This is a genomic window from Flavobacterium sp. WC2509 (assembly GCF_052683105.1).
The window spans coordinates 160140-182164 of record NZ_JBQZFG010000001.1 but is presented as its reverse complement, the minus strand read 5'-3'; the positions used below and the strand labels follow the sequence as shown (position 1 = coordinate 182164).

At 34.2% G+C, this 22025-nt stretch carries 21 protein-coding genes; 8 read left to right on the top strand and 13 right to left on the bottom strand.

The genetic code is table 11. The features are described 5' to 3' along the window. The first annotated feature begins 59 nt into the window (after nucleotides 1-59). Both ACUN3A_RS00725 and ACUN3A_RS00720 read left to right on the top strand, forming a co-directional pair. Nucleotides 60-401, top strand: a complete 342-nt coding sequence (locus ACUN3A_RS00725; protein ID WP_445549432.1) for a DUF2853 family protein — start codon at nucleotides 60-62, stop codon at nucleotides 399-401. Nucleotides 402-539: 138 nt separating this feature from the next. Then, nucleotides 540-1394: a CvfB family protein gene (locus ACUN3A_RS00720; protein ID WP_445549431.1), complete on the top strand. Its 855-nt coding sequence runs from the start codon at nucleotides 540-542 to the stop codon at nucleotides 1392-1394. A 633-nt stretch (nucleotides 1395-2027) separates the two neighbouring features. Here the strand turns inward: ACUN3A_RS00720 and ACUN3A_RS00715 are convergent. Then, entirely contained in the window at nucleotides 2028-2882 is an 855-nt protein-coding gene (locus ACUN3A_RS00715; RefSeq protein ID WP_445549430.1) for a DUF3943 domain-containing protein, read from the bottom strand. 288 nt (nucleotides 2883-3170) lie between these two features. Between ACUN3A_RS00715 and ACUN3A_RS00710 the strand changes: the two genes are divergently transcribed. The 4 genes from ACUN3A_RS00710 to ACUN3A_RS00695 all read left to right on the top strand — a co-directional run bounded on the left by ACUN3A_RS00710 (nucleotide 3171) and on the right by ACUN3A_RS00695 (nucleotide 6192). Next, nucleotides 3171-4052: a pirin family protein gene (locus ACUN3A_RS00710; protein ID WP_445549429.1), complete on the top strand. Its 882-nt coding sequence runs from the start codon at nucleotides 3171-3173 to the stop codon at nucleotides 4050-4052. Between the two features lie 394 nt (nucleotides 4053-4446). Then, nucleotides 4447-5004, top strand: a complete 558-nt coding sequence (locus ACUN3A_RS00705; protein WP_445549428.1) for a hypothetical protein — start codon at nucleotides 4447-4449, stop codon at nucleotides 5002-5004. An 82-nt stretch (nucleotides 5005-5086) separates the two neighbouring features. Further along, nucleotides 5087-5455: a hypothetical protein gene (locus tag ACUN3A_RS00700; protein WP_445549427.1), complete on the top strand. Its 369-nt coding sequence runs from the start codon at nucleotides 5087-5089 to the stop codon at nucleotides 5453-5455. A 62-nt stretch (nucleotides 5456-5517) separates the two neighbouring features. After that, entirely contained in the window at nucleotides 5518-6192 is a 675-nt protein-coding gene (locus tag ACUN3A_RS00695) for an SRPBCC family protein (RefSeq protein ID WP_445549426.1), read from the top strand. 92 nt (nucleotides 6193-6284) lie between these two features. Here the strand turns inward: ACUN3A_RS00695 and ACUN3A_RS00690 are convergent, their stop codons facing one another. Then, nucleotides 6285-6854, bottom strand: a complete 570-nt coding sequence (locus ACUN3A_RS00690; RefSeq protein WP_445549425.1) for a YciE/YciF ferroxidase family protein — start codon at nucleotides 6852-6854, stop codon at nucleotides 6285-6287. A 189-nt stretch (nucleotides 6855-7043) separates the two neighbouring features. On the opposite strand from ACUN3A_RS00690, the gene ACUN3A_RS00685 reads away from it, so the two are divergent. Further along, nucleotides 7044-8264 carry a DUF763 domain-containing protein gene (locus ACUN3A_RS00685; RefSeq protein WP_445549424.1) on the top strand — a complete coding sequence of 407 codons (1221 nt, stop codon included), beginning with the start codon at nucleotides 7044-7046 and terminating at the stop codon, nucleotides 8262-8264. Nucleotides 8265-8335: 71 nt separating this feature from the next. On the opposite strand, the gene ACUN3A_RS00680 is transcribed toward ACUN3A_RS00685, so the two are convergent. The 11 genes from ACUN3A_RS00680 to ACUN3A_RS00630 form a co-directional block, all read right to left on the bottom strand. After that, nucleotides 8336-8794: an SRPBCC domain-containing protein gene (locus ACUN3A_RS00680; RefSeq protein ID WP_445549423.1), complete on the bottom strand. Its 459-nt coding sequence runs from the start codon at nucleotides 8792-8794 to the stop codon at nucleotides 8336-8338. 39 nt (nucleotides 8795-8833) lie between these two features. After that, nucleotides 8834-9292, bottom strand: coding sequence for an SRPBCC family protein (locus ACUN3A_RS00675; RefSeq protein WP_445549422.1), 459 nt, complete (start codon nucleotides 9290-9292; stop codon nucleotides 8834-8836). A 200-nt stretch (nucleotides 9293-9492) separates the two neighbouring features. After that, nucleotides 9493-10239 (bottom strand): hypothetical protein, encoded by a 747-nt coding sequence (locus ACUN3A_RS00670; RefSeq protein WP_445549421.1) that lies wholly within the window; start codon nucleotides 10237-10239, stop codon nucleotides 9493-9495. A 164-nt stretch (nucleotides 10240-10403) separates the two neighbouring features. Further along, nucleotides 10404-10775: a hypothetical protein gene (locus tag ACUN3A_RS00665; RefSeq protein WP_445549420.1), complete on the bottom strand. Its 372-nt coding sequence runs from the start codon at nucleotides 10773-10775 to the stop codon at nucleotides 10404-10406. Between the two features lie 172 nt (nucleotides 10776-10947). After that, a complete protein-coding gene (locus ACUN3A_RS00660) occupies nucleotides 10948-11751 on the bottom strand; it encodes an HNH endonuclease (protein ID WP_445549419.1) in 804 nt (267 codons plus the stop codon). A gap of 626 nt (nucleotides 11752-12377) precedes the next feature. After that, the gene (locus ACUN3A_RS00655; RefSeq protein WP_445549418.1) at nucleotides 12378-13484 is read right to left on the bottom strand and encodes an NADH:flavin oxidoreductase; all 1107 of its coding nucleotides are present in this window, start codon (nucleotides 13482-13484) and stop codon (nucleotides 12378-12380) included. Between the two features lie 22 nt (nucleotides 13485-13506). Beyond that, nucleotides 13507-13632 (bottom strand): hypothetical protein, encoded by a 126-nt coding sequence (locus ACUN3A_RS00650; protein ID WP_445549417.1) that lies wholly within the window; start codon nucleotides 13630-13632, stop codon nucleotides 13507-13509. 70 nt (nucleotides 13633-13702) lie between these two features. Further along, complete coding sequence (locus tag ACUN3A_RS00645; protein WP_445549416.1) at nucleotides 13703-15121, bottom strand: TolC family protein; 1419 nt, start codon at nucleotides 15119-15121, stop codon at nucleotides 13703-13705. A gap of 273 nt (nucleotides 15122-15394) precedes the next feature. Continuing rightward, entirely contained in the window at nucleotides 15395-18619 is a 3225-nt protein-coding gene (locus ACUN3A_RS00640) for an efflux RND transporter permease subunit (protein ID WP_445549415.1), read from the bottom strand. 9 nt (nucleotides 18620-18628) lie between these two features. Further along, nucleotides 18629-19771 carry an efflux RND transporter periplasmic adaptor subunit gene (locus tag ACUN3A_RS00635; protein WP_445552799.1) on the bottom strand — a complete coding sequence of 381 codons (1143 nt, stop codon included), beginning with the start codon at nucleotides 19769-19771 and terminating at the stop codon, nucleotides 18629-18631. A gap of 219 nt (nucleotides 19772-19990) precedes the next feature. Continuing rightward, the gene (locus tag ACUN3A_RS00630; protein WP_445549414.1) at nucleotides 19991-20569 is read right to left on the bottom strand and encodes a TetR/AcrR family transcriptional regulator; all 579 of its coding nucleotides are present in this window, start codon (nucleotides 20567-20569) and stop codon (nucleotides 19991-19993) included. Between the two features lie 274 nt (nucleotides 20570-20843). Here ACUN3A_RS00630 and ACUN3A_RS00625 point away from each other — a divergent pair, with 274 nt between their 5' ends. After that, nucleotides 20844-21878, top strand: coding sequence for a LacI family DNA-binding transcriptional regulator (locus ACUN3A_RS00625; protein WP_445549413.1), 1035 nt, complete (start codon nucleotides 20844-20846; stop codon nucleotides 21876-21878). The last annotated feature ends 147 nt before the right edge of the window (nucleotides 21879-22025 follow it).

Sequence of the window (22025 nt, the reverse complement as noted above, 5' to 3'; positions counted from 1 at the left end):
ATAATAAATTACTAAATTTGAGTTAGTTATAAAAAAGAAACTAACTTAATTTTATTGTTATGAGCGCAAAAGATGTATTAATTATAAAGTATGCTGCCGACTTGAAAGAAAAGTGTGGAATTAATCCTGATATGGAGTTATTGACTAAAGTAACGATAGGTTGTGGTCCCTCTATTTACAATCCTGATTCTTCTATTATAGCAGGGACACAACAATCGGAAATAGTAACAGTAAAAAAGAATTTTTTAATCAAGAAATTAGGTTTGTCAGATAGTCCAGCACTCAAAGCAGGAATTGATGCAGTATTAGAGCAATATGGCAAATCCAATAAAAATAAATATCGCGCAGTTGTTTACTATTTGTTAACTCTTCATTTTGGAAGAGAGAGTGCTTACAATTAAAAATTTAGAATATTATTTTAAAAGCGTCTTTATAAGACGCTTTTTTTTATTTAAAATGTTTTATAAATCACATTTTCAAAGTTCGTACCTTTGCAACTTAAAATGAGTTGAATTTTATAACTCAGAATCTCAATAAAAATGATTGAAATAGGAAAATACAATACACTTACTATTTTACGTGATACCAAAGTAGGTTTGTTTTTAGGAAACCCAGAAAAAGACCCTGAAGGAATACACGATATACTATTACCTAATAAATATGTACCAAATGAATTTGAAATAGGTGAGGAGCTTATTGTTTTTGCCTATTTGGATCACGAACAACGTCCTGTTGCTACCACTTTAGAGCCATATATTTTATTAGATGAGTTTGCTCTTTTGCGAGTAAATTACATTAACCAAGTTGGAGCTTTTATGGATTGGGGAATGGAAAAAGATATTTTGGTTCCGTTCAAAGAGCAGGCACGTCCGATGGAAAAAGGAAAACGTTATTTGGTGTATCTTTATTTAGATAAACAAACCAATCGTTTGGTAGCTTCAAGCAAATTAAACCAATTTCTGAAAAATGACCATCTAACTGTTGAAAAAGGGGAAGAGGTAGATTTAATCGTATCGCATATTACAGAATTAGGAATTAATGTTATCATCAATGAAAAGCATAAAGGATTGCTATATAAAGATGAAGTGTATGATGATGCTATACGTACAGGTGATCGTATGCGTGGGTATATAAAAACAATTCGACCTGATAATAAAATTGATGTAGCGCTACAAATTCAAGGCTACCAAAGTATAGAACCGAATGCTGAAAAAATTCTGGACGAATTAAGAGCCAGTAGAGGTTTTTTACGTCTAACAGATAATTCGCATCCAGAAGACATAAAAACGGTGTTAAAGATGAGTAAAAAAACCTTTAAGAAAGCAATTGGAGCTTTATATAAAGAAAAACTCATTGAGATAAAGGAAGATGGAATATACTTGGTTAAAGAGTAAAAAAAAGAAAGACTAGTAATATTTACTAGTCTTTCTCTTTTTATTTTTATTTATACCGTATAGGTCGAAATAAAAATAAAACTTTCCTGTTCATTTTAATAAATGGATTGTCTATAAATCAAAGCATTTGTTATAATCTACAAAGGCTAAATTTCACATTACGACCATCGGTTATCTATACATTTAAAGTTTACCATCTTGATACAATTTTTTGTTATGACACAAAATTATTGGATTGTAAATCTTTTACTGGACCTCTAGGTGTTACTTTTTATCAATTCGGATTGTGACAAATTTTTCATTTATCTGCTTATATTTTAAAATAGTTCTTAAAAAATATATATAATTTAAAACCACAAAAATTAAAGCGACAATAATTTTAAATTCACTCAAAAAAAATCATTTTTAAAGGTTAATAAATTAGTGAACAATCAGATGCTAATCGGAATTAATAACTAACATAGATCTACTATAAAATAGTGATTAGCAGGAGTTAAAAGTAATAATTATTTTCCCTTACCGATGTTAAAATCTAATTTATTTTTAAATTTTAACGCTTTAATTTGATTTGAATGTTTAATGCAGGAATTGATTTAATAAAATGATTTTCTGTGTATTAAAAATAGTTATCAATTAAAATTGCATATTGAAGTTTAATCCCCAAACACTTTTATTACTTCCTGGACCAAGGCCAATTGGGGCAATATTCATTTGTGTTTTTACGTTTTCTTTATAACCAAAACTATCCAATAAAGTATTGAATGGATCCATTAGAAGTAAAGAAGTATATCCTAAAAATCTAGATTTAAGAACGCGACGATCATGTCTTAAAATACTTTTTTTGGCATAAAAAAAGCCTTCTCCAACAACGGATCCTAATACAGGTGTAACAATAAGGTCTTGAGTAGAGGGTACTTCGGCAAATGCTTCTATTCCATATTCCCAAAAGAAAGTAGACATAAGAGCAGAATATCCAAAAGATTCAAGCACAGTAAAACCACTGCTTCTTGCGGTCATATAGTAAACTCCTCCAGAATAAGGGTGTGTTATATAATTAAGAACCCAATCATCGTCATCCCAAACTGGACCCGCTTTTACATTTTCTTTCCATTTCCAAAAAACGCCCTTTTCTTTAATTTCTTCTTTGTCCCAATTACTTACACTCTCTGGCATTGCCCATAGTATTCCAAAAGCAATTACAGCTGTTCCAGCATACATAGAGGTTGTTATTCCTAATCGTTTATAATCTCTGTGATTGGGTGGGTAAGTAGTTCCATTTTTTAGCATTAAAACAGTATCTCCCAAAGTAAGCATATCGTAATTGTATGCTTTTTCTATTTGAATATCAGAATAGGCAATGGAGTTTGCAGTAATAAATTTAGGTAGTTCGCTTTGATTTATTGGTGTTTCTTCTACTTGTTGAGCAAAGATTGCATTTTGTGAAAGTAAAAGTATAAAGGCGTATAAAACGGTTTTGAATGGATTCATTATATGAATTAAATACTGTTAAAAATGAGGGCCAATTTACATTGGTTTGAAAGTTAGATATTTTTGTAACTATTGAATTATAACTATTTCATATTTAAATGAGGATAGTTTTAAGACGGCGCAAATATAATTAATTTAATTTATTAAGATTAGGGTTTTTTGTAGCTTAATCTAAAATTAATTGATGGAAAGCAACAATGATATAATCTGATATATTTTTTATAAATTTAAAGAGTCTTACAAATTAAGGATTGTGCTTTTTTACTAAGAAATATAAATTTTATAAACATGTCAAACATTGGATTAATTATAGAAGAACGAGCTGCCGATATTGGTAACTTTCTTGTGGGTAGGTTGTTGCCTTTTCGTGAAAAACGTGCCGTTGGACCTTTTGTGTTTTTGGATCACATGGGACCAGCAAAACTCAAAGATTATCAAAACTTAGATGTGCCCCCACATCCACACATTGGACTTTCAACGCTTACTTATTTATTCGAGGGTTCCATAATGCATAGGGACAGCGTGGGAACCGAAATGGAAATCACACCAGGAGCAGTTAATTGGATGACAGCAGGAAAAGGTGTGGTGCATTCGGAGCGAACACCAGAGTATTTGAGGACTACCGATAAAAGTCTTCACGGTTTACAAATTTGGGTAGCATTACCAAAAGAAAAAGAAAACATTGAACCTTCGTTTGTACATGTTGAAGCCAAAGATATTCCAGAATGGCAACAGGATAATGTTACCGTAAAACTTATTGCAGGTGAGGCTTTTGGAAAAAAATCACCAGTACCTGTTTATAGTCCGCTGTATCTGATAGAAATTAAAAGTACAAGCCAAGCGACACTCAATATAGGTAAAGATCTTTTTGGAGAAAGTGCCTTGTATATTCTGGAAGGTGAAATCAAAAATGATGGAAATACTTATCCTTCAAAACAAATTTTGGTAGCGAAGGAAAGTAGTCTTTGTCAGTTTGAAATGGGCGAGAATACGACCGTTTATATTTTTGGTGGGGAACCTTTTCCTGAAGAACATTTCATCTATTGGAATTTTGTGCATTCGGATAAGGCGGTAATTGAAAAAGCAAAACAAGACTGGATTGATCAAAAGTTTCCAAAAGTTCCTAATGAAACGGAATTTGTACCCTTACCACAACCTAGAACAAGATAATTCACTTACCAATTTAACATATTCGAAATGTTAATAATCTGAGCAAATCATCTAGGGATGCGTTCTATGCTGAATCTTTTCTTTTACTATAAAATTTTTAAAAAAAATATCATTTTACATTGCCCCCAAAAAGCTAAAAACTATTTGGGGGTAATTTTTTTTTACGCGTTCAATAAATTAACTTTTTATATGTATAGTGCTGTAAATTATATAATTGAGTGTTTTAATTGTGTAAAGAAGTATCTCTACTTATCTCTAATTTTGAGAACATTAATTATTAAATCAAATTACCATCAGCGCAATACAACTAAATGAAAGTAAAAAAATAGAGGGGTAATTAAAACTTAAAAAAAAACCGTAAAAAGCAATTTATTAAATCATAAAACAAATAAAAATGGAAGATAATAGAAACCGTAATTATCATCAGGATGATCGTAATTACACAGACACTCCAAGCACGACCGATTTTGAAAAATCAAATTTGAATGATGATCCAAATCAGAATTACCAGCGCACAACAGAAGATTTTGAAGAACTAAGCAATGTTAAACCAAATCTTTATAGTGATAACAACCCAGGTGATAATGAAGAAGAAAACTGGAATGAAGAGAATGATTTTGAATTAGATAGAGAAATAACTTTTATTCCTTCTAATAATTTTGTTAACTCTCATCCCATCTATAATCCAGATGAAAATTTGGAAGTAGATCACGATGATATAGATAATCCAAATCTTGAGCCAGATCCAGATGATGAAGATTTAGATGAAGAAAGTGATGACGATGAAGCATTTGATGAGTCTGATTTAGATGAAAAAAGACATATCAATGATTATGAATCAGAAGAAGAAATTTATATTGATGACGAAGATGACGATGACGAAGATGATGATGATGACAACGATGAATACGACCCTAATGTAGATGATGATTGGATAAATCGTAAAAATTAACTCAATCCTATAGAAAAGATTGTCTTTTTTTAATTCAAATTAAGAAAAGACAATCTAAATACTAATCTAAAATTTATAAAAAATGGATACAGAAAGAGACGAAAATCAAGATCTTAGAAATGATGTTGATGAAAGTAGAAATAAATCGAATGGCACAGATGGAAGCCATAATCAAAATTCGTATGACATTGATGAGGAAAATTTTGAACATCTAGAAGAGCATGATTATGCTGAAGATCAAAATAATTCGAATACTGGTTATACTGAAAAATTATTAGAAAAAGAATCGGATCAGGAAAAGACAAAGAAAGATGCTGATAAAGAAAATGATTCTGATATTATAGACGACGATCTCATTATTAAAAATGGAAACATAGCTGATAATGATACTGAAGATCTAATTCAAAATGATAATCATAGCGATGAAACCCTTTATAGGGATAATGACTAGGATAAAAAATAAACAATAGCAATTTTAATTTTTTTAAATGCAAACAATAACATTTTATAATCATGGAAGCAATAACACAACAATTACCAACACTGTTTTCGAAAACGAAAAAAAATGTATCAACGATTGAGCGATTATTAATGCTTACAAGTGGTGCTTATATTTTATACAATGGGTTAAGTCAAAAAGACAAAAGCCTAGCGCAAAGTGGTCTTGGCGGCGCAATGTTTTTAAGAGGTCTTAGCGGCTATTGCCCAGTATATGATGCTGTGGATCATCTTAAAAATGACAAAGCACATAATGTAAATATCAGAGTAAACAGCGTCATCAATAAACCGCTCAGTGAAGTATATGCTTTTTGGAGAAATCTGGAAAACCTACCTAAATTTATGAATCATCTACAATCTGTCACCTCTATCAATCATACAATATCAGAATGGACTGCCAAAGGTCCAGCAGGAATCGGTAAGTTATCATGGAAAGCAGAAATAGTAAAAGATGAAAAAGAAAAGCTTTTAAGCTGGAATTCTTTACCAAATTCATCCATCGAAAATGCAGGGAAAGTTATTTTCAAGCCAAAAGGGAAAGCAACTGAACTTGAAATCACTATTTCCTATCGTGCTCCATTAGGAATTGTTGGCGAAAATGCGGCCAAACTGCTGAACCCTTATTTTCAAAAAATTGTAAATGATGATATCTTAAATCTAAAAACCTATTTGGAATCGGGTCATAAATAACAACAGACAATCTTTTAATATAAAAACCTGCAGTGAATAGTATCGCTGCAGGTTTTTTTGAGTTCAAATTTTATCAGCATATGAATTTTGTCTTATTCTGCGGCTTCTTCGCCAGCTGCATCAAAATTGATAGTATTGTAAGCAGCTTCAGTTAGAGTGACATCAGCTTCTTTCTCTTCTTCTAACGTTTGTAAAAGCAGGTTTACGGCATCGTCTTCTCCTAAAGTTTTAGCAAATGCAGCAAGCGTTCCATAAGTTGCTATTTCATAATGCTCGATTTTTTGCGAAGCAGCAATAATTCCTGCATCTCTTACGGCTCCTGGTTCTGTTTCTTCCAGAATGCCTTCGCCTTCTTTGATAAGACCTTCCATAGCATCACACTTTTTGGCTGTTGCTTTCTCTCCAAAAATAGTAAATACTTCTTCCAATCGGCTTACTTGTTCGTGTGTCACAGTAAGATGATCGTTAATGGCATCTATTAAATTTTGAGATGTTGCATTTTTTGCCATTTTTGGTAATGCTTTGGTCAATGCTTTTTCTGCCCAGTAAATATCTTTCAATGAATCAATAAATAATTCTCTCAAGCCATCTGCTGCAGATGATTTAGCAGCAACTTTTTGTTTGCTCGCTGTGTTTTCCTTTTTTGTTTCTGTGGTTTTCATAATAAAATTTATTTAAAATTAATGTAGTCAAATGTAAATTACCCTATATAGAAATGCTTATAGAATTGTCTTTGATTTTTATATCATTAAAATGTGTAACAGTCATAAAATCAATTTAATAGAGTTTATTTCTTGTTAACAACTGCTTTGTCGATAATTGTCTAATTTTGTATTTATAAAATATCACATATGAAACGTTCCGGTACCGCCGATCTTCCATTACATTATGGTCATGTTCCTTTATGGCTTGCTGAACGCATGTCCAAACTTGGATTAGCGATCGTAGAAACTATTGCCATGGAATTTTCAACATCCGAAGTTATCAGTAAGCTGAGCAATCCATTTTGGTTTCAAAGTTTTGGTGCAGTCATGGGAATGGACTGGCATTCTTCGGGAATAACGACTTCGGTTCTGGGAGCTTTGAAAAAATCGGTAAACCCACATTCCAAAGAACTCGGAATCTATATCTGCGGTGGCAAAGGCAGTCATTCTATAAAAACACCCCAAGAGCTTTTGTATGTAGGTGAGAGAACTGGACTAGATGGCAATAGTCTTGCCAATTGCAGTAGGCTTACTGCTAAGGTAGATAATACCGCTATTCAGGACGGATTTCAATTGTACCAGCATAATTTTATTGTCGATAATAAAGGACAATGGGCAGTTATTCAGCAGGGAATGAATCCTGATTCTAAAACAGCCAGAAGATACCATTGGCATTCGCAGGATTTAAAATCTTTTATCAATGAACCGCACACTTTTATATATGGAGAAAATCAGGGTTCTATCCTAAATCTTACGGCACAAACTGCCGAAAAATCCCGGGCAGGAATTTTAGAACTATCCAAAGAGTCCCCAACAAAAATCATCAGAGAAATGCAACATCTTTCTATGCCGGCACATCATGATGTTAGGCTCGAAGATGTAAATATGAAAAGGCTAGGGGCGATGTTATGGACAACCCACGAAAATAAGCCTGAGGATTTCGAAGAACTTTTACTTTTAAAAGGAATGGGACCAAGAGCCTTACAATCTTTAGCTTTGGTTAGCGAAGTGATTTATGGAACTCCAACCCGATTTGAAGACCCGGCTCGTTTTTCATTTGCTCATGGCGGAAAAGATGGACATCCGTTTCCTGTGCCATTAAAAATTTATGACGAGACAATCGATACGTTACAAAGAGCGATTCATCGTGCTAAAATTGGAAATAATGATAAAATCGAAGCCATTAGGAAACTATCTGAGATATCGCGAAGAGCTGAAGAAAGCTTTACACCCAATACCAACTTGGATGCTCTTATAAAAAAAGAAAGGGATGAGTCTTATAAATATGGAGGAAGAACCGTTTTTGGGGATGCAAAACCTCCTAAAATTAAACCGATCAATCCGAACAATCAATTAGAGTTGTTTTAATATTAAATAAAAATCGATGTTATCATAACCTCTATTTAATCCTATGCATTTTTAAAATACTCTTGAAATTGTTATTTTTCACAAATTTCTTTCAACTTGTCTAGTGCTTTTGGGTAAGTCTCGTTCATATAACTTATAAAATCTACGGTGGTGTCTAAGTCAACGGTAACTGTTGTAGTGCCACTGTTTTCTTCGAAGGTATAGTTTTCAAAACCGTTTGCCCATTTTTCTACTTCTGGTCCTTCTGTAATTTCTTTGTCCCCTTTTAAAAGGCCATAATGTTGAATCGATACAAATTGGTTGGGAATGTTTTCAACTATCTTAGAAACCATACCTCCTTTTTCTCCTTTTTCATCTACTCCAAGAAATAGAATTTTATTTCCCTTGTCCCAAGTTCCTTCATAAGTTGATGTCGGGTTAAACAAGGAAGTCCATTGCTCATAAGTTGATTTACTGTTGATGCCAAGCATAATATCATAAATCTTGGTCACAGGGGCATTAATACTTATTTTGAATTGTAACTTTTTCATAATCTTAAAGATTTGTTTCGATTAATCTTTGAAAAAAACTTAATTCCAGTTGTCTATTTTTATGTCATTTGGCGAGGGTTGTCCTTCTCCAGTTTCACAAAGTTGTTTCAGGCTAAGCATAAAAATTGCCCATTTCATGCTGCAATGCGATTTAAATTCTACTTCTTCAGCCCAATTTATATGACCGAATAATACGATAGTGTAATTTTCTTCTTGGTGAAGGTCGAATATAACTTCTGTGCCAATCCATTCTTCGGGGCCGGATGTAAATTTCCAGCCTACTTTTGTCTCAGGTATCAGATCTTGTACTTTGAAATTCATACTGCCAACTTCTTTTCCTTCTTGCGTATGAAATCGTATAACAATCGTTTTTCCTATTTCTGATTCGCCAGTAGTGTCTTCCGTCCACCATTTAGATATCCCATTAATAGTTGACAAGGCTTCATACACTTTTTGAGACGAAGCTTTAATTCCTACTCGATGTTTTATATTAACCATGACTTTTTCATTTTGAGTTCTTGAATTGTCTGAATTTATTCTGCATTAATAACTAAGATATTGATATTGAGTTATTTGTCGCTAAATTAATTCCTTTTTTTGGATTTGCCAAATCATCCCAAATACAAAACCAACTTCCCATTAAGCCAGTTGCCGAAATCCGTTGTAGATGTTACCAGCAGTTTTTTGACTTTCTTTTATTAATATTGAAAATTTAGTTTTGTTAGTACTCCTGTATATGTTCCTGTAATATTATTTTGTGCATTTGAAAAAGAAAAATTGATTGTATATATTCCATTATTATATGAAATGCTTGTTTGTCCACTTGTCATATCATCAGAACTTAAAGAATTTTTCGAAACTAATGCTCCATTTTTAATTACAACATCTTTATTTATGCCAGTATGGTCAATAAATGGATCATTAAAATTCACATTAGTATGGGAGTTTTTGACATTGTATGTTGTGTATTGAACGCTTCCAGGATTTAGACTTGAACAATACATATTAAAATCTATTAGCTGGGTTATTTTGTCTGAATAAATGAAATTATTATTTTGTATTGTTACTTCGTCATTTGTTAAAATAATATAAAATCGTCTACTGTCATAAGTCACGTCAGTACCTGTATAATTTGGTTTTATAAATCCTTTTGTTAGATTTTTTTCTACACCGTTTATAATTAATTTTCCACTATTTGTTGGAGTGTTATCTGTTGGAGTGTTATTTGTCGGAATGTTATTTGTGGGAATGTTATTTGTGGGAATGTTATTTGTGGGAATGTTATTTGTGGGAACGTTATCTGTTGGAGTGTTATTTGTTGGAGTGTTATTTGTTGGAATGTTATCTGTTGGAATGTTATCTGTTGGATTATCATCATTTTTTGTACAAGATGAAAATAGAATTATTGAAGTTAATAATGTAAAAATTAATTTTAGTTTTCTCATAGTATTATTTTTTTAGGTGCAAAATTGCTTGTAACATTCTGTTACTATAGTGGGTTTGGGACTAAATTAATCTCTGTTTTCGGATTTGACACATCTCCTAAATACAAAATCAGCTTACCATTAAGCCTATTGCCCAAATCCGTTGTAGCTGTTGTGAGCAGGTATTATTTTTCCCAATGATCTACTCGAATACTAGTTAAAGTTGAGTCTGAGTTAAAACTTACAATCAAAGTTTTTGTTTCAATTGGGGCAATATCACTTCCATAATCTGTGTAAATTTCATATCGAAGTTGAAGAGAATCCTTTTCTTCACTCAACTGATTTTTTCCAAGTAGCCTCTCTGTTTCAGTGAATTTCATTCCAGGCTTTAAGTAATTTTTTGAAAGATCTTCAATCATTAATTCTCTATGATTATAGTCAATGTCATTTCGAGTATTCCATCTGCTTTGATTAAATTTTATTTCTTCTTGCTCTTGTTTACACGAAACAAATATTAGAATTATGACTAAGAAAGGTAAGTAAAGATTATTTCTCATTAGCAGTATTTTTGTTTATGCTTGTTCCTAACGTCTTGGTACTTCAGCGGGTTTGGGACTAAATTAATCCCATTCTTCGGATTTGCCAAATCATCCAAATACAAAACTATTTTTCCATTAAGCCAAATGCCCAAATCCGTTGTAGTGGCTGTTAGTGGTTCGTTGTTTTTATTTAGTCCGTTTTTCTGTCAATAAATATTTTAGTTCTGTGATATTCTAAATAAGTTTTCTTAATTGCTTTGTTTGGAATTTGTATTCTTTTTCCATTTATATTTTTTAGAATTTCGGTTAGAGGTAAACTTAATTTACTATTTTCTGAAACTGTCACAATATTAAGTTCGTCAGTTAATGTAAAATACCCTTTGTCAAATAATTTATCGTATAAAACAGATAAACAAAGTCCGTTAGTTGGGTCGAGTCTTGTTTCTTTTTTGTCTGCCCAAGGAATTATATGACTTGCTACTAATAAACTTTCTTCAGCTAATTTTGAAACACAACAACTATTGTTGAAATTTCGCAAAACTCCTTTTCTGAATTTAGATTGATTTATACGAACATTTATTTCTAGTTTTTTATTTTCAATTTCATAGTCGTTAAGTTCGTCCTCGATGTTGATTTTGTCTAATAGAAATGGATTAGCAAAAAACTCCTTAATATCTTTTGGATTTGGATTATTAGTTATTTTAAGAGTATGATTTTTTATGTTTCCAACCCATCTTTTTCCAACATTTGTCTTTGTGTCTTTGGAATAGAATTCTTCTTTGAATAAGTCTTTTATAAATTTGAAAGGCAAAACATAATAGTCTGTTTCTATATTCGGTTGTGAATAGATAATCAAATTGAAATCGTCTCCAAATTTGTCAATGTATATTGTTTTCAACTTATTGCTACTTACAGCAAACCAAAAATTTGTATGAGGTTGAGCAACCAAAACATAATTAGTCTTTTTTAATTCTCTTATTTTTTCCTCTGTCATTTCTGTTTTTCTCCGTTTCGTTTTTTTACAATGACCACTAACTAGATAGGCGCCACACTATAACTTATATACACCCAAATCTGCTCGGATAAGCACAACTAGCAACCATACATTTCCAAATATACTTTATTTTTTCAATTCATTAAATGTTTATTGTTTCCTTCCGAGCACTTGTATTTCATAAATAGTTATCTCATAACAATCCTATTGAATTTTTCATGAAAACGATGTCTTTTGCCAACAGAGTTATACAATAGGAGAATTAAGTTGGTCATAATGTATAACTAAGTTTGTATATATGAGAATTTAATTTACTTAAATGAGAGTATAGTTATCAATTATAATAACAAAGTTGGTCATAAAGGCTGACTTTGTTCTCTAATTTGAGAATAAAGTTCTCAAATTAGAGAACTTTATTGGTCATAATAGCTAATAGAGTTGTAATATTCCAACTGAGAATTAGAATTTTTGGATATTCTAAAAAATAGTATAAAGCGAAAAACGCCGTAAAACCGAAGTCTTACAGCGTCATTCAAATTAAATAATAAAAAAAGGGTATTGTCTCCAACCTCAGCCCAATGCAAAATACTGCTCAGTCGCTGAAATTGTTTATCTGCTTGTGAAATTTATTGTAATATCAATTCGCCCAAAGCTTCTTTACTGAATCCTACAAGCTGATCTGTTTTTCCAGCTCTTATTTTTGCAGTCCAATTTGGGTCTGAAAGTAAAGGTCTTCCAACGGCAACCAAATCAAAATCGCCTCTATCGAAACGTCTTGTCAGTTCATCCAAAGAGGCAGGCTGAGAACTTTCGCCTGCAAAAGCACCAAAGAAATCACCAGAAAGTCCAACAGAACCAACGGTAATAGTTGGAGCTCCGGTTACTTTTTTGGCCCATCCTGCAAAATTCAGATCCGATTTTTCAAATTCAGGTTCCCAGAAACGGCGTTGTGAACAATGCAGAATATCAACTCCCGCATCCACAAGAGGCGTAAGCCACGCATCCAACTGCTGAGGCGTTTCCGCTAGTTTATAATTGTAATCAGAAGGTTTGAATTGAGAAAAACGCATAATAACCGCAAAATCATTTCCGACTTGTTTTCTGATTTCTTTCACCACTTCAATTGCAAATCGATTGCGTTCCTTTAATGTTTTTCCGCCGTAAATATCAGTACGCAAATTGGTTTCAGCTCTAAAGAACTGGTCAATTAGGTACCCGTGCGCACCGTGAATTTCGATAGTGTCAAAACCTAATCTTTTGGCATCGGCAGCAGCTTTTCCAAAAGCAATAATCGTGTCTTCAATATCCTTTTCAGACATCGTATTTCCGTTATTGAAATCAGGACGATTCAATCCAGACGGGCCTTCAAAAGGAACTGGAGGAACCCAGCCCGAATGATGATTGTCCATAATTCCCATGTGCCAGATTTGTGGCCCCATTTGACCTCCGGCAGCATGAACTTCATCAATTACTGTTTTCCATCCTTTTAGTGCTTTATCGCCATAAAAGTGAGGAACATTCCCATCATTGGATGACGAAGGCCTGTCGATAACTGTCCCTTCGGATAGTATTAAACCCACTTCACCTTCGGCTCTTTTTTGATAGTAAGCTGCTACTTCATCAGTCGGAATTCCGTTTGGTGAAAAAGAGCGCGTCATTGGCGCCATTACGATTCTATTTTTAAGATTTAGCGTCTTCAGATTGAAAGGCGTAAATAAATTAGTTGTGCTCATATTTTTTATAATTTAGATTTTATTAATTTTTTGGAGCAGAAAGATTAGGTTTTTCATCAACACTTGTCCCGCTATCCGTTATAATCTTTGTGGGCTGAACCCCAGCCCACAAAGGATTTCCACTGCTATCGGGGCTAATAGAGAGCATTTTGTTTTTTTAACAGTATTCAAAAAAATCCGTGTTAATCAGTTCAATCCGTTTAATCTGTGGCCAATTATCATCTCCAACCGCCACCCAATGCGCGGTATAGCTCAGTATTGGCAGATAATTGTTCTCTTTTTATGTTGGCTAATTCTAACTCGCTTTGCAATAAACTCGCCTGTGCAGAAAGTACTTCAAGGTATTCTGCCATTCCGTTTTTGAATAACATTTTTGCATTTTTGATGGCTTGCTGTAAGGTTTTTACACGCTCTTGCAAAATGGATTCTTGTTGGTGCAGTTTCTCTACTTTTACCAAAGCATCCGATACTTCACTAACCGCTACTAACACCGATTGTCTGAAATTCAAAACCGCTTTTTCTCTTTCCGCTATAGCGATATTATATTGCGTTTTTAATTTTTTATTATTCAGTAATGGCTGTGTCAAACCTCCGGCAACAGTCCCGAATAATGAAGCCGGAATAGTAAACCAATTACTTGATTCAAAAGAATTTAATCCGCCTTGAGCTGTAATTCTAAGTGCAGGATACAAATCGGCTTTTGTGATTCCGACATTTGCATTCGCAGATTTCAGAGCCAATTCAGCGCTTTTTACATCAGGTCTTCGGTTTATTATTGAAGAAGGAATCCCGATTGAAGCATTATTTTTTACTTCTACAGCACTAAGAGCAATGCTTCTTTTTTTCGAATTTGGGAATGAACCTGTCAAAACACTCAAAGCATTTTCCTGAATCGCAATGTTTTGTTCCAATAAAGGAACCAATTGCGCCGCATTTAATTTCTGCGCCTCCGATTGCTGAATAGCTAATGAAGTTACTTGTCCGGCATCAAATTTCAATTTGATGATAGTGGTTGTGCTGTCAATTAACTGTACGTTTTTCTTAGCGATTTCTAATTGTGCATCCAGCATCAAAAGATTGTAATAGCCATTTGAAACATTTGCCACAATAGTAGTCTGCAGTGCTTTTTTCACTTCTTCCGATTGAAGATAATTAGCAAAAGCTCCTTTCTTCTGGTTTTTGATTTTTCCCCAAATATCGGCTTCCCACGAAAGTGAAACTCCAGTCGAAAAATCATCAATATGTTTTGCGCCTAATGCCTGATCCAGAGTTCTTCCCGTAAAACTGTTATCAGAAGGATTATTGGTATTGGCAGTTACAAATAAATTGGCTTGTGGTACATTTCCCCATTTGGCTTGCGTGAATCTGTATTGTGCGATTTCAATGTTTTTAGTCGCAATCTGCAAATCATTGTTTCTTACAACGGCGCTGTCAATCAGCTGAATGATATCTTTTTCTGTAAAGAAATTTTTCCACTCCAAATCACCGATGCTGGTAGTATCTTTTGAAACCGATGCATTCCTGAAATTCTCAGGAAATGCATTTTTTGGAGTTTCAATATCCTTCGAAACAGTACAGGATACTATTGTGGCGATCAAAATAGCGATCATCACGGTTTTGGTTATATACTTTTTCATTTTATTTTTCGTAATTAAATTTATTTTTAAACACATAGAAACATAGAATTTATAGGGGATTAAAAGAGTTTAATAGACGTTCCACTTCTCTCATAGTTCGTCTATGTGAAAAATATTTCTATTTCTATTCATTCTTTATTTTCGTAATTAGATCTATGTGTCTATGTGGTTCAATTTTTATTTATATAGAATTACACCTAACGAGTTAGTTGTAATCTTGGTTACTAAATTTCTGGACAGCTATCTTTTTTAGTTTCAAGATCTTTTGACACTTTATACGCTATGTACGTGAGGCTGATGATGATTGTCACCAGAATTGTTGTGATGTAATTTTCCATTTTTATTTTCGTAGTTATGAGTTACAGCTACTGGTTTTCCAGTAACTTTTTCTTGTAAATATTGGAATACGATGAATAAGACAGGGATGATTAACAACCCTAGAATTACTCCCGAAACCATTCCTCCGGCGGCACCAATACTGATGGAGTGGTTACCCTGAGCCGATGGACCTGTGGCGTACATCATTGGAATTAATCCAACAACGAAAGCCAGGGATGTCATTATAATTGGACGTAAACGCAGTTTCGCAGCGTCAATTGAGGCTTTGACTAATGGCTGTCCTGATTTTCTTTTTTGGACGGCAAACTCTACAATCAGAATCGCATTCTTGGCGAGCAATCCGATAAGCATTACCAAGGCAACCTGCACATAAATGTTGTTTTCAATTCCAGTCAAACCAATGGCTACAAATACTCCAAAGATTCCAGCAGGGATGGAGAAGATTACTGCCAAAGGCAAAATGTAACTTTCGTACTGTGCTGCAAGTAGGAAGTAAATGAATATCAGACACAATAGGAAAATCGTAGTTGATTGCCCTCCCGAAGAAATCTCTTCACGGGTTTGTCCAGAGAATTCATAGCTGTAACCTGCAGGTAATTGCTGTTTTGCCACTTCCTCGATTGCTTTGATGGCGTCTCCAGAACTAAATCCCGGTTTCGGAATTGCATTCACCGAAATAGAATTAAACAGATTGTATCTCGAAGCGGTTTCAGAACCATAAATACGGCTGAGTTTTACCAAAGTATTTATCGGAACCATTTCGCCGTTTTTGTTTTTTACAAATACACGGTCAATAGCTGTCGGGTCTGCTCTGTCGGCAATATCTGCTTGAACAACCACTCTGTAATATTTCCCAAATCGGTTAAAGTCGGATGCCTGAGCACTACCAAAATAAGCCTGCATCGTCTGGAGAATGTCTTTGACTTTTACGCCCAATTGATCGGCTTTTTGGTCATTAATATCCAATTGCAATTGAGGGTAATCGGCTTTGAAACTGGTGAAAGCAACAGCAATTTCTGGGCGTTTCATTAATTCACCAATAAATGTCTGCGAAATACCGCTGAACTTATCCAGTTTACCGCCCGTTTTATCCTGTAATACTAAATCTAAAGCTTCAACATTGCTAAATCCGGGTACAGTTGGGAAACTAAATACGAAGAAACTACCTTCTGAAATCGCACCCAATTTGCCACGAACCTGATTCATTATTTCATCAATATTTTTAATGCTTCCTCGTTCTTCATTTGGTTTAAGCAATACAAAAACAACTGCCGATGACGGGCTTGTAGAATTTGTCAACAAGTTGAAACCTGAAATAGCAGTTACAAATCTTGAAGATTCCAAACCTCTTAAAGTATTTTCGGCTTTAGTCATTACTTTTTGAGTTCCGTCAAGAGAAGTTCCCGAAGGAGTGTTCATTGCAATAGCGATAAATCCTTGATCTTCTGTTGGAATAAATCCTGATGGCGTAGTTTTTACCATTACAATAGTTGCAATTGTAATTAGAGCTAAACCACCTAAACTAACCCATTTATTACGGATTAAGAATTTTAATCCGCCAACGTAACGGTTGGTTAACGATTCAAAACTATTGTTGAATCCAGTAAAGAATTTCTCTTTAAATCCTTTTTTCTGATAAGGAGCATCTCCTTTAGCGTGATTGTCTTTTAAGAATAAAGCGGCTAGGGCAGGACTCAATGTCAAAGCGTTTACAGCAGAAATTACAATCGCAATCGCCATAGTGAAAGCAAACTGACGATAGAAAACTCCTGTTGAACCTTCCATAAAACCAACCGGCAGGAATACCGCAGCCATTACCAGTGTAATCGAAATAATCGCACCCGTAATTTCGTGCATCGCTTCGTGTGTTGCCACTTTTGGAGACAGATGTTTATGCTCCATTTTGGCGTGTACGGCTTCGACGACGACAATTGCATCATCGACCACAATACCAATGGCCAAGATTAATGCAAAAAGCGTTAAAAGGTTTATCGAAAATCCGAATAACTGCATGAAGAAGAACGTACCTAAAATCGCTACAGGTACTGCAATTGCGGGGATTAAAGTCGATCTAAAATCCTGAAGGAAGAGAAATACAACGATAAATACCAATATAAAAGCTTCCAGTAAAGTATGTTCTACTTGTTCAATAGACTGATCTAATGAAACTTTTGTGCTGTAGAAAATATTGTGTTTTATTCCGGCTGGAAAATCTTTCGAAGCCTTAACCATCAATTTGTTAATCGCAATCTGGATATCATTCGAGTTAGATCCAGCCAGCTGAATCACACCAATTACAACTCCTTTTTTACCATTCAAACGCGTTAAACTGTTGTAGGAGTAGGCGCCAAGTTCAACTCTGGCAACATCTTTTAATCGAAGTATGGAACCGTCAGCATTGGAACGAATGGCAATATTTTGATAATCTTCTGGTTTGGTTAGTTTTCCTTTGTATTTAATCACATATTCGAAAACTTCGGTGCTTCTTTCACCAAATTTACCCGGAGCCGCTTCCAGACTTTTGTCCTGAATCGCTGCCATAACTTCATTTGGCGTCACATTATAAGTGGACATTTGAGTTGGATTCAACCAAACGCGCATAGAGTAATCTTTTACGCCTCCAAAAATACTGGCAGCACCAACTCCCGGAATACGTTTGATTTCAGGAATAATATTGATTTGAGCATAATTGGCAACAAATGTCTGATCGTATTTGGACTCATCGTCGGTGTACATACCGATTGCCATGATAAAACTGTTTTGCTGTTTTGCAGTGATAACCCCTTGCTGAACCACTTCTGCAGGCAATTGACTTGTAGCTTGTGCCACTCTGTTCTGCACATTCACTGCAGCCTGATCGGCATCAGTTCCTAATTTGAAGAAAACCGTAATAGCTAAAGTGCCATCATTACTGGCAGTAGAACTCATATAAGTCATATTCTCCACACCATTTATGGATTCTTCCAGCGATGGAGCAACAGAACGCAAAACCGTTTCTGCGTTGGCTCCCGGATAAACCGCAGTCACCAAAACCGAGGGAGGCGCAATATCAGGAAACTGTTGTAAAGGCAATTTGGTAAGACCAAGTACTCCTAATATCACCAGTAAAATGGAGATAACGGTTGCCAGTACGGGTCTTTGTATAAATATTTTGAACATCTGTGAAAATTATTTTTTGTTAATGATTTGAGCAACCTTAGTATCTTTTTTCTCAGGCTGAATTAGTTGTCCTTCCTGAAGTTTGTCGATACCGCTTAATACGATTTGGTCTCCCGATTTTACACCGTCTTTGATAAGGTAGTTAACTCCGCTTTTGCCGATAACTGTGATAGGCATTTTGGTAACTTTGTTTTCTTTATTTACTGTAAAGACAAAAACTTTATCCTGCATTTCTATTGTAGCCGATTGAGGAACCAAAATCGCATCATCATGCTCCATTCCCAAACGGATTTTTCCTGTATTTCCAGAACGCAACGTTTTGTGTGGATTTAAGAATTTTGCTCTTACGGTAATAGCTCCAGTAGTTTTGTCAAATTGACCGTCTACCATATCTATTTTTCCAGTTTGTGGATAAGCACTGTTATCAGCCAATATTAAAGTAACTGGAGGAAGATTTTTGATTTTGTCACCAATGCTGTTTCCAGCATATTTTGACTTAAATTGGATGAAGTCAGTTTCACTCAAAGAAAAATAAGCATACACTTCGTTAACATCCGAAAGAGTTGTCAATGCGTCAATATCGGTTGCATTAACTAAACTTCCTTGTTTTTTAGGTAGTCTTCCGATGTAGCCATTTACGGGAGCTGTAATATTGGTGTATCCTAAATTGATTTTTGCTGACGCCGCTATTGCTTTGGCCTGTTCAATATTTGCGGCAGCAATTTTTTGGGAAGCCTTAGCCGATTTCAATTGATAATCAGAAACCACTTTGTTTTGAACCAGCGGAGTCAGTTTATCAACTTCAAGTTGAGCATTGATGTATGCCGCTTCAGCGGCGTGAAGACTTGCCAAAGCAGTATTTAATTGCTCACGGAAAGGACGTTCGTTTATTTTAAATAATGTCTGTCCTTTAGTAACATAAGCGCCTTCGTCAACCAAAACGCGGTCTAAATTTCCGCTTACCTGCGGACGGATTTCCACATCTACAGTTCCCTGTATAGCGGCAGGATATTCAGCATCGGTAGTTGTGTTTTCAGTAGTTACTGCCATAACGGGCAGGAGAGGAGCGGGCGCAGCAGCAGGTGCCTGCGTTTTATCTGCACAGCTGATTAAAAATACAGCCGTTAAACTTAAAAGGGTTATTTTTTTCATGATTGGAATTGGATTTAAATTGGTCTTAAATATTGCAGTTGTTTTTGGAATAATCGTTTCAGAATTCATGCTGTTTTTAATTTAAAGGTTAGTAATTTTGAATAGCAATAAATCTGGAATAATCGTTTCAGAATCAAAGCTGTAATTTAAAAAATGCGTATGCGTATTAGAAATTATTATCTGAAATAAACGTTTCAGAATTAGGTAAAAAAAAAGGAATTATTTAAATATATTTTTAATCAAAAATTCTGACATTTTTTTGATTTTGATTGGATTTCCATGAAGGATATACGATTGCTTCCATCCTGTAAAAGAAGTTGCAATGTATTCAGCCATTAAAGCTGCATCTTCGGTGTCGTCCATTTCGCCATCATCCATTACTTTTTGAACTATGGAAGCCATATATTCAATAAAAATATCATTGTTTTTGCTCATTACGTTTCGGACAATGCAGTCATCAGGAGCAATTTCAAAAATCGTTTTCATACCCAAACAACCTTTGTCGCAGGAAATGATCCAATCCGCTTTATCAGTAATAACTTTGATAAGTGCAGCTTTCGCCGATGTTTCTTTTGCTACTTTTTCTTTTACTTCCTGCATAGCATTATCAAAATAATTGCCAATGCATTTCATAAATAACTGATGCTTGTCGCCAATAGTATTGTATAAACTGCTTCTATTGATTTGCATAGCATCCACAAGGTCTTGCATTGAAGTAGCATTATATCCTTTTTCCCAAAAGACATTCATTGCTTTTTCAATTTTTTCAACCTCGTTAAACTCTACACAGCGAGCCATAATTATTTAATTTTATTTTGCAAATGTAAAACTATTTTTGAAACAAGCGTTTCAGAATCGATATTTTTTTCATTTTTTTTCAAAATGGATATTTATTTCAATATAAAACATTGGTTTTCCAGATGCGATAACTATTTTCGGAACGATATTAAAGATGTAGATGAATAGCAGTGTATAAAACTATTTTTGGGTAATTTGCGTGCAAATAAAATGCATTTTGGTTTTTTGGAGTATACTTAAAATGCTTATATTTACTTTTAAATGTATTGAATTAATGGAAGAAAATAAACATGTAACGATCTATGATATCGCTGAGAGACTTAATTTGGCTACGTCGACTATCTCTAGAGCATTAAAAGATCATCATACAATAAGTGATAAAACCATCAAGAAAGTTAAGAAAACTGCTGAGGAAATGGGATTTGTTCCTAATACTTTGGCGGCTGGTCTTCGTGGTAATAATACTAAAACAATTGGTGTGTTAATACCAACAGTTACACAGCCCTTTTTATCTTCATTAATTAGTGGTATCGAAGTTACAGCTCAAAAATCGGATTATACCGTAATTATCATGCAATCTCATGACTCGTATCTCGAAGAAGTGAATATGGCTAAGTCTTTATACAGTAATAGAGTGAGCGGTGTAATTTGTTCTTTGGCAATGGAAACTAAAGATACCTCACACTTTCAACAGTTTACTAATAATAAAATCCCGCTTGTTTTTGTGGATAGGGTACCCAAAGATTACAATACTTTTAGAGTAGTTATTGATAATTATGCAGCCGGATATAAAGCGACCAAACACCTTATAGAGCAAGGTTGTGTTCGTATTGCACATTTAACGGCTGGATCTGAATTGGGTAATCTTTACAGCGAAAGAAAGAGAGGATATGTTGAAGCTTTAAGAGATCATAATCTTCCGATTGATGAAAATTTGATTGTTAATTTAAAGGCAGTTACTTACAAAGATGGAGTGAAAGCGTGTAATAAATTATTCGACTTAGATCCAATTCCCGATGGGCTTTTTGCACCAGGAGATATACTTGCGGTAAGTGCGATACAAACAGCTAAGAAAAGAGGAATTAAAGTCCCAGAAGAGCTTGCTGTTATTGGTTTTAATAACGATCCAATTTCGCAGATAATAGATCCTAATTTATCTACTATTACGCACCCTGCGGAAAAAATGGGAAAGACAGCGGCAGAAATTATTATTTCCAGTCTTACCTCTCAAAAAAAGGATGATGTCAAAGAAATTACATTCCTAAATACAGAAGTTCTTGTTCGAGAATCTTCGGATAAAAAGAAATAATTTTTAGTTTACAATATTAGATTTAAAATCTGCTTGATGTCATTTTGACTTCAGCAGATTTTTTTTTGAAAAAAAAGAAACAAAAGTTTTTTTCTTAAAAGACAATACTATATTTTTACACAACCGATTGCATAAAGATATTTATTT

Bases quoted from the DNA above. Each gene is read 5' to 3' on its own strand.
- ACUN3A_RS00725 (WP_445549432.1), top strand. From the start codon at position 60: ATGAGCGCAAAAGATGTATTAATTATAAAGTATGCTGCCGACTTGAAA.
- ACUN3A_RS00720 (WP_445549431.1), top strand. From the start codon at position 540: ATGATTGAAATAGGAAAATACAATACACTTACTATTTTACGTGATACC.
- ACUN3A_RS00715 (WP_445549430.1), bottom strand. From the start codon at position 2,882: ATGAATCCATTCAAAACCGTTTTATACGCCTTTATACTTTTACTTTCA.
- ACUN3A_RS00710 (WP_445549429.1), top strand. From the start codon at position 3,171: ATGTCAAACATTGGATTAATTATAGAAGAACGAGCTGCCGATATTGGT.
- ACUN3A_RS00705 (WP_445549428.1), top strand. From the start codon at position 4,447: ATGGAAGATAATAGAAACCGTAATTATCATCAGGATGATCGTAATTAC.
- ACUN3A_RS00700 (WP_445549427.1), top strand. From the start codon at position 5,087: ATGGATACAGAAAGAGACGAAAATCAAGATCTTAGAAATGATGTTGAT.
- ACUN3A_RS00695 (WP_445549426.1), top strand. From the start codon at position 5,518: ATGGAAGCAATAACACAACAATTACCAACACTGTTTTCGAAAACGAAA.
- ACUN3A_RS00690 (WP_445549425.1), bottom strand. From the start codon at position 6,854: ATGAAAACCACAGAAACAAAAAAGGAAAACACAGCGAGCAAACAAAAA.
- ACUN3A_RS00685 (WP_445549424.1), top strand. From the start codon at position 7,044: ATGAAACGTTCCGGTACCGCCGATCTTCCATTACATTATGGTCATGTT.
- ACUN3A_RS00680 (WP_445549423.1), bottom strand. From the start codon at position 8,794: ATGAAAAAGTTACAATTCAAAATAAGTATTAATGCCCCTGTGACCAAG.
- ACUN3A_RS00675 (WP_445549422.1), bottom strand. From the start codon at position 9,292: ATGGTTAATATAAAACATCGAGTAGGAATTAAAGCTTCGTCTCAAAAA.
- ACUN3A_RS00670 (WP_445549421.1), bottom strand. From the start codon at position 10,239: ATGAGAAAACTAAAATTAATTTTTACATTATTAACTTCAATAATTCTA.
- ACUN3A_RS00665 (WP_445549420.1), bottom strand. From the start codon at position 10,775: ATGAGAAATAATCTTTACTTACCTTTCTTAGTCATAATTCTAATATTT.
- ACUN3A_RS00660 (WP_445549419.1), bottom strand. From the start codon at position 11,751: ATGACAGAGGAAAAAATAAGAGAATTAAAAAAGACTAATTATGTTTTG.
- ACUN3A_RS00655 (WP_445549418.1), bottom strand. From the start codon at position 13,484: ATGAGCACAACTAATTTATTTACGCCTTTCAATCTGAAGACGCTAAAT.
- ACUN3A_RS00650 (WP_445549417.1), bottom strand. From the start codon at position 13,632: ATGCTCTCTATTAGCCCCGATAGCAGTGGAAATCCTTTGTGGGCTGGG.
- ACUN3A_RS00645 (WP_445549416.1), bottom strand. From the start codon at position 15,121: ATGAAAAAGTATATAACCAAAACCGTGATGATCGCTATTTTGATCGCC.
- ACUN3A_RS00640 (WP_445549415.1), bottom strand. From the start codon at position 18,619: ATGTTCAAAATATTTATACAAAGACCCGTACTGGCAACCGTTATCTCC.
- ACUN3A_RS00635 (WP_445552799.1), bottom strand. From the start codon at position 19,771: ATGAAAAAAATAACCCTTTTAAGTTTAACGGCTGTATTTTTAATCAGC.
- ACUN3A_RS00630 (WP_445549414.1), bottom strand. From the start codon at position 20,569: ATGGCTCGCTGTGTAGAGTTTAACGAGGTTGAAAAAATTGAAAAAGCA.
- ACUN3A_RS00625 (WP_445549413.1), top strand. From the start codon at position 20,844: ATGGAAGAAAATAAACATGTAACGATCTATGATATCGCTGAGAGACTT.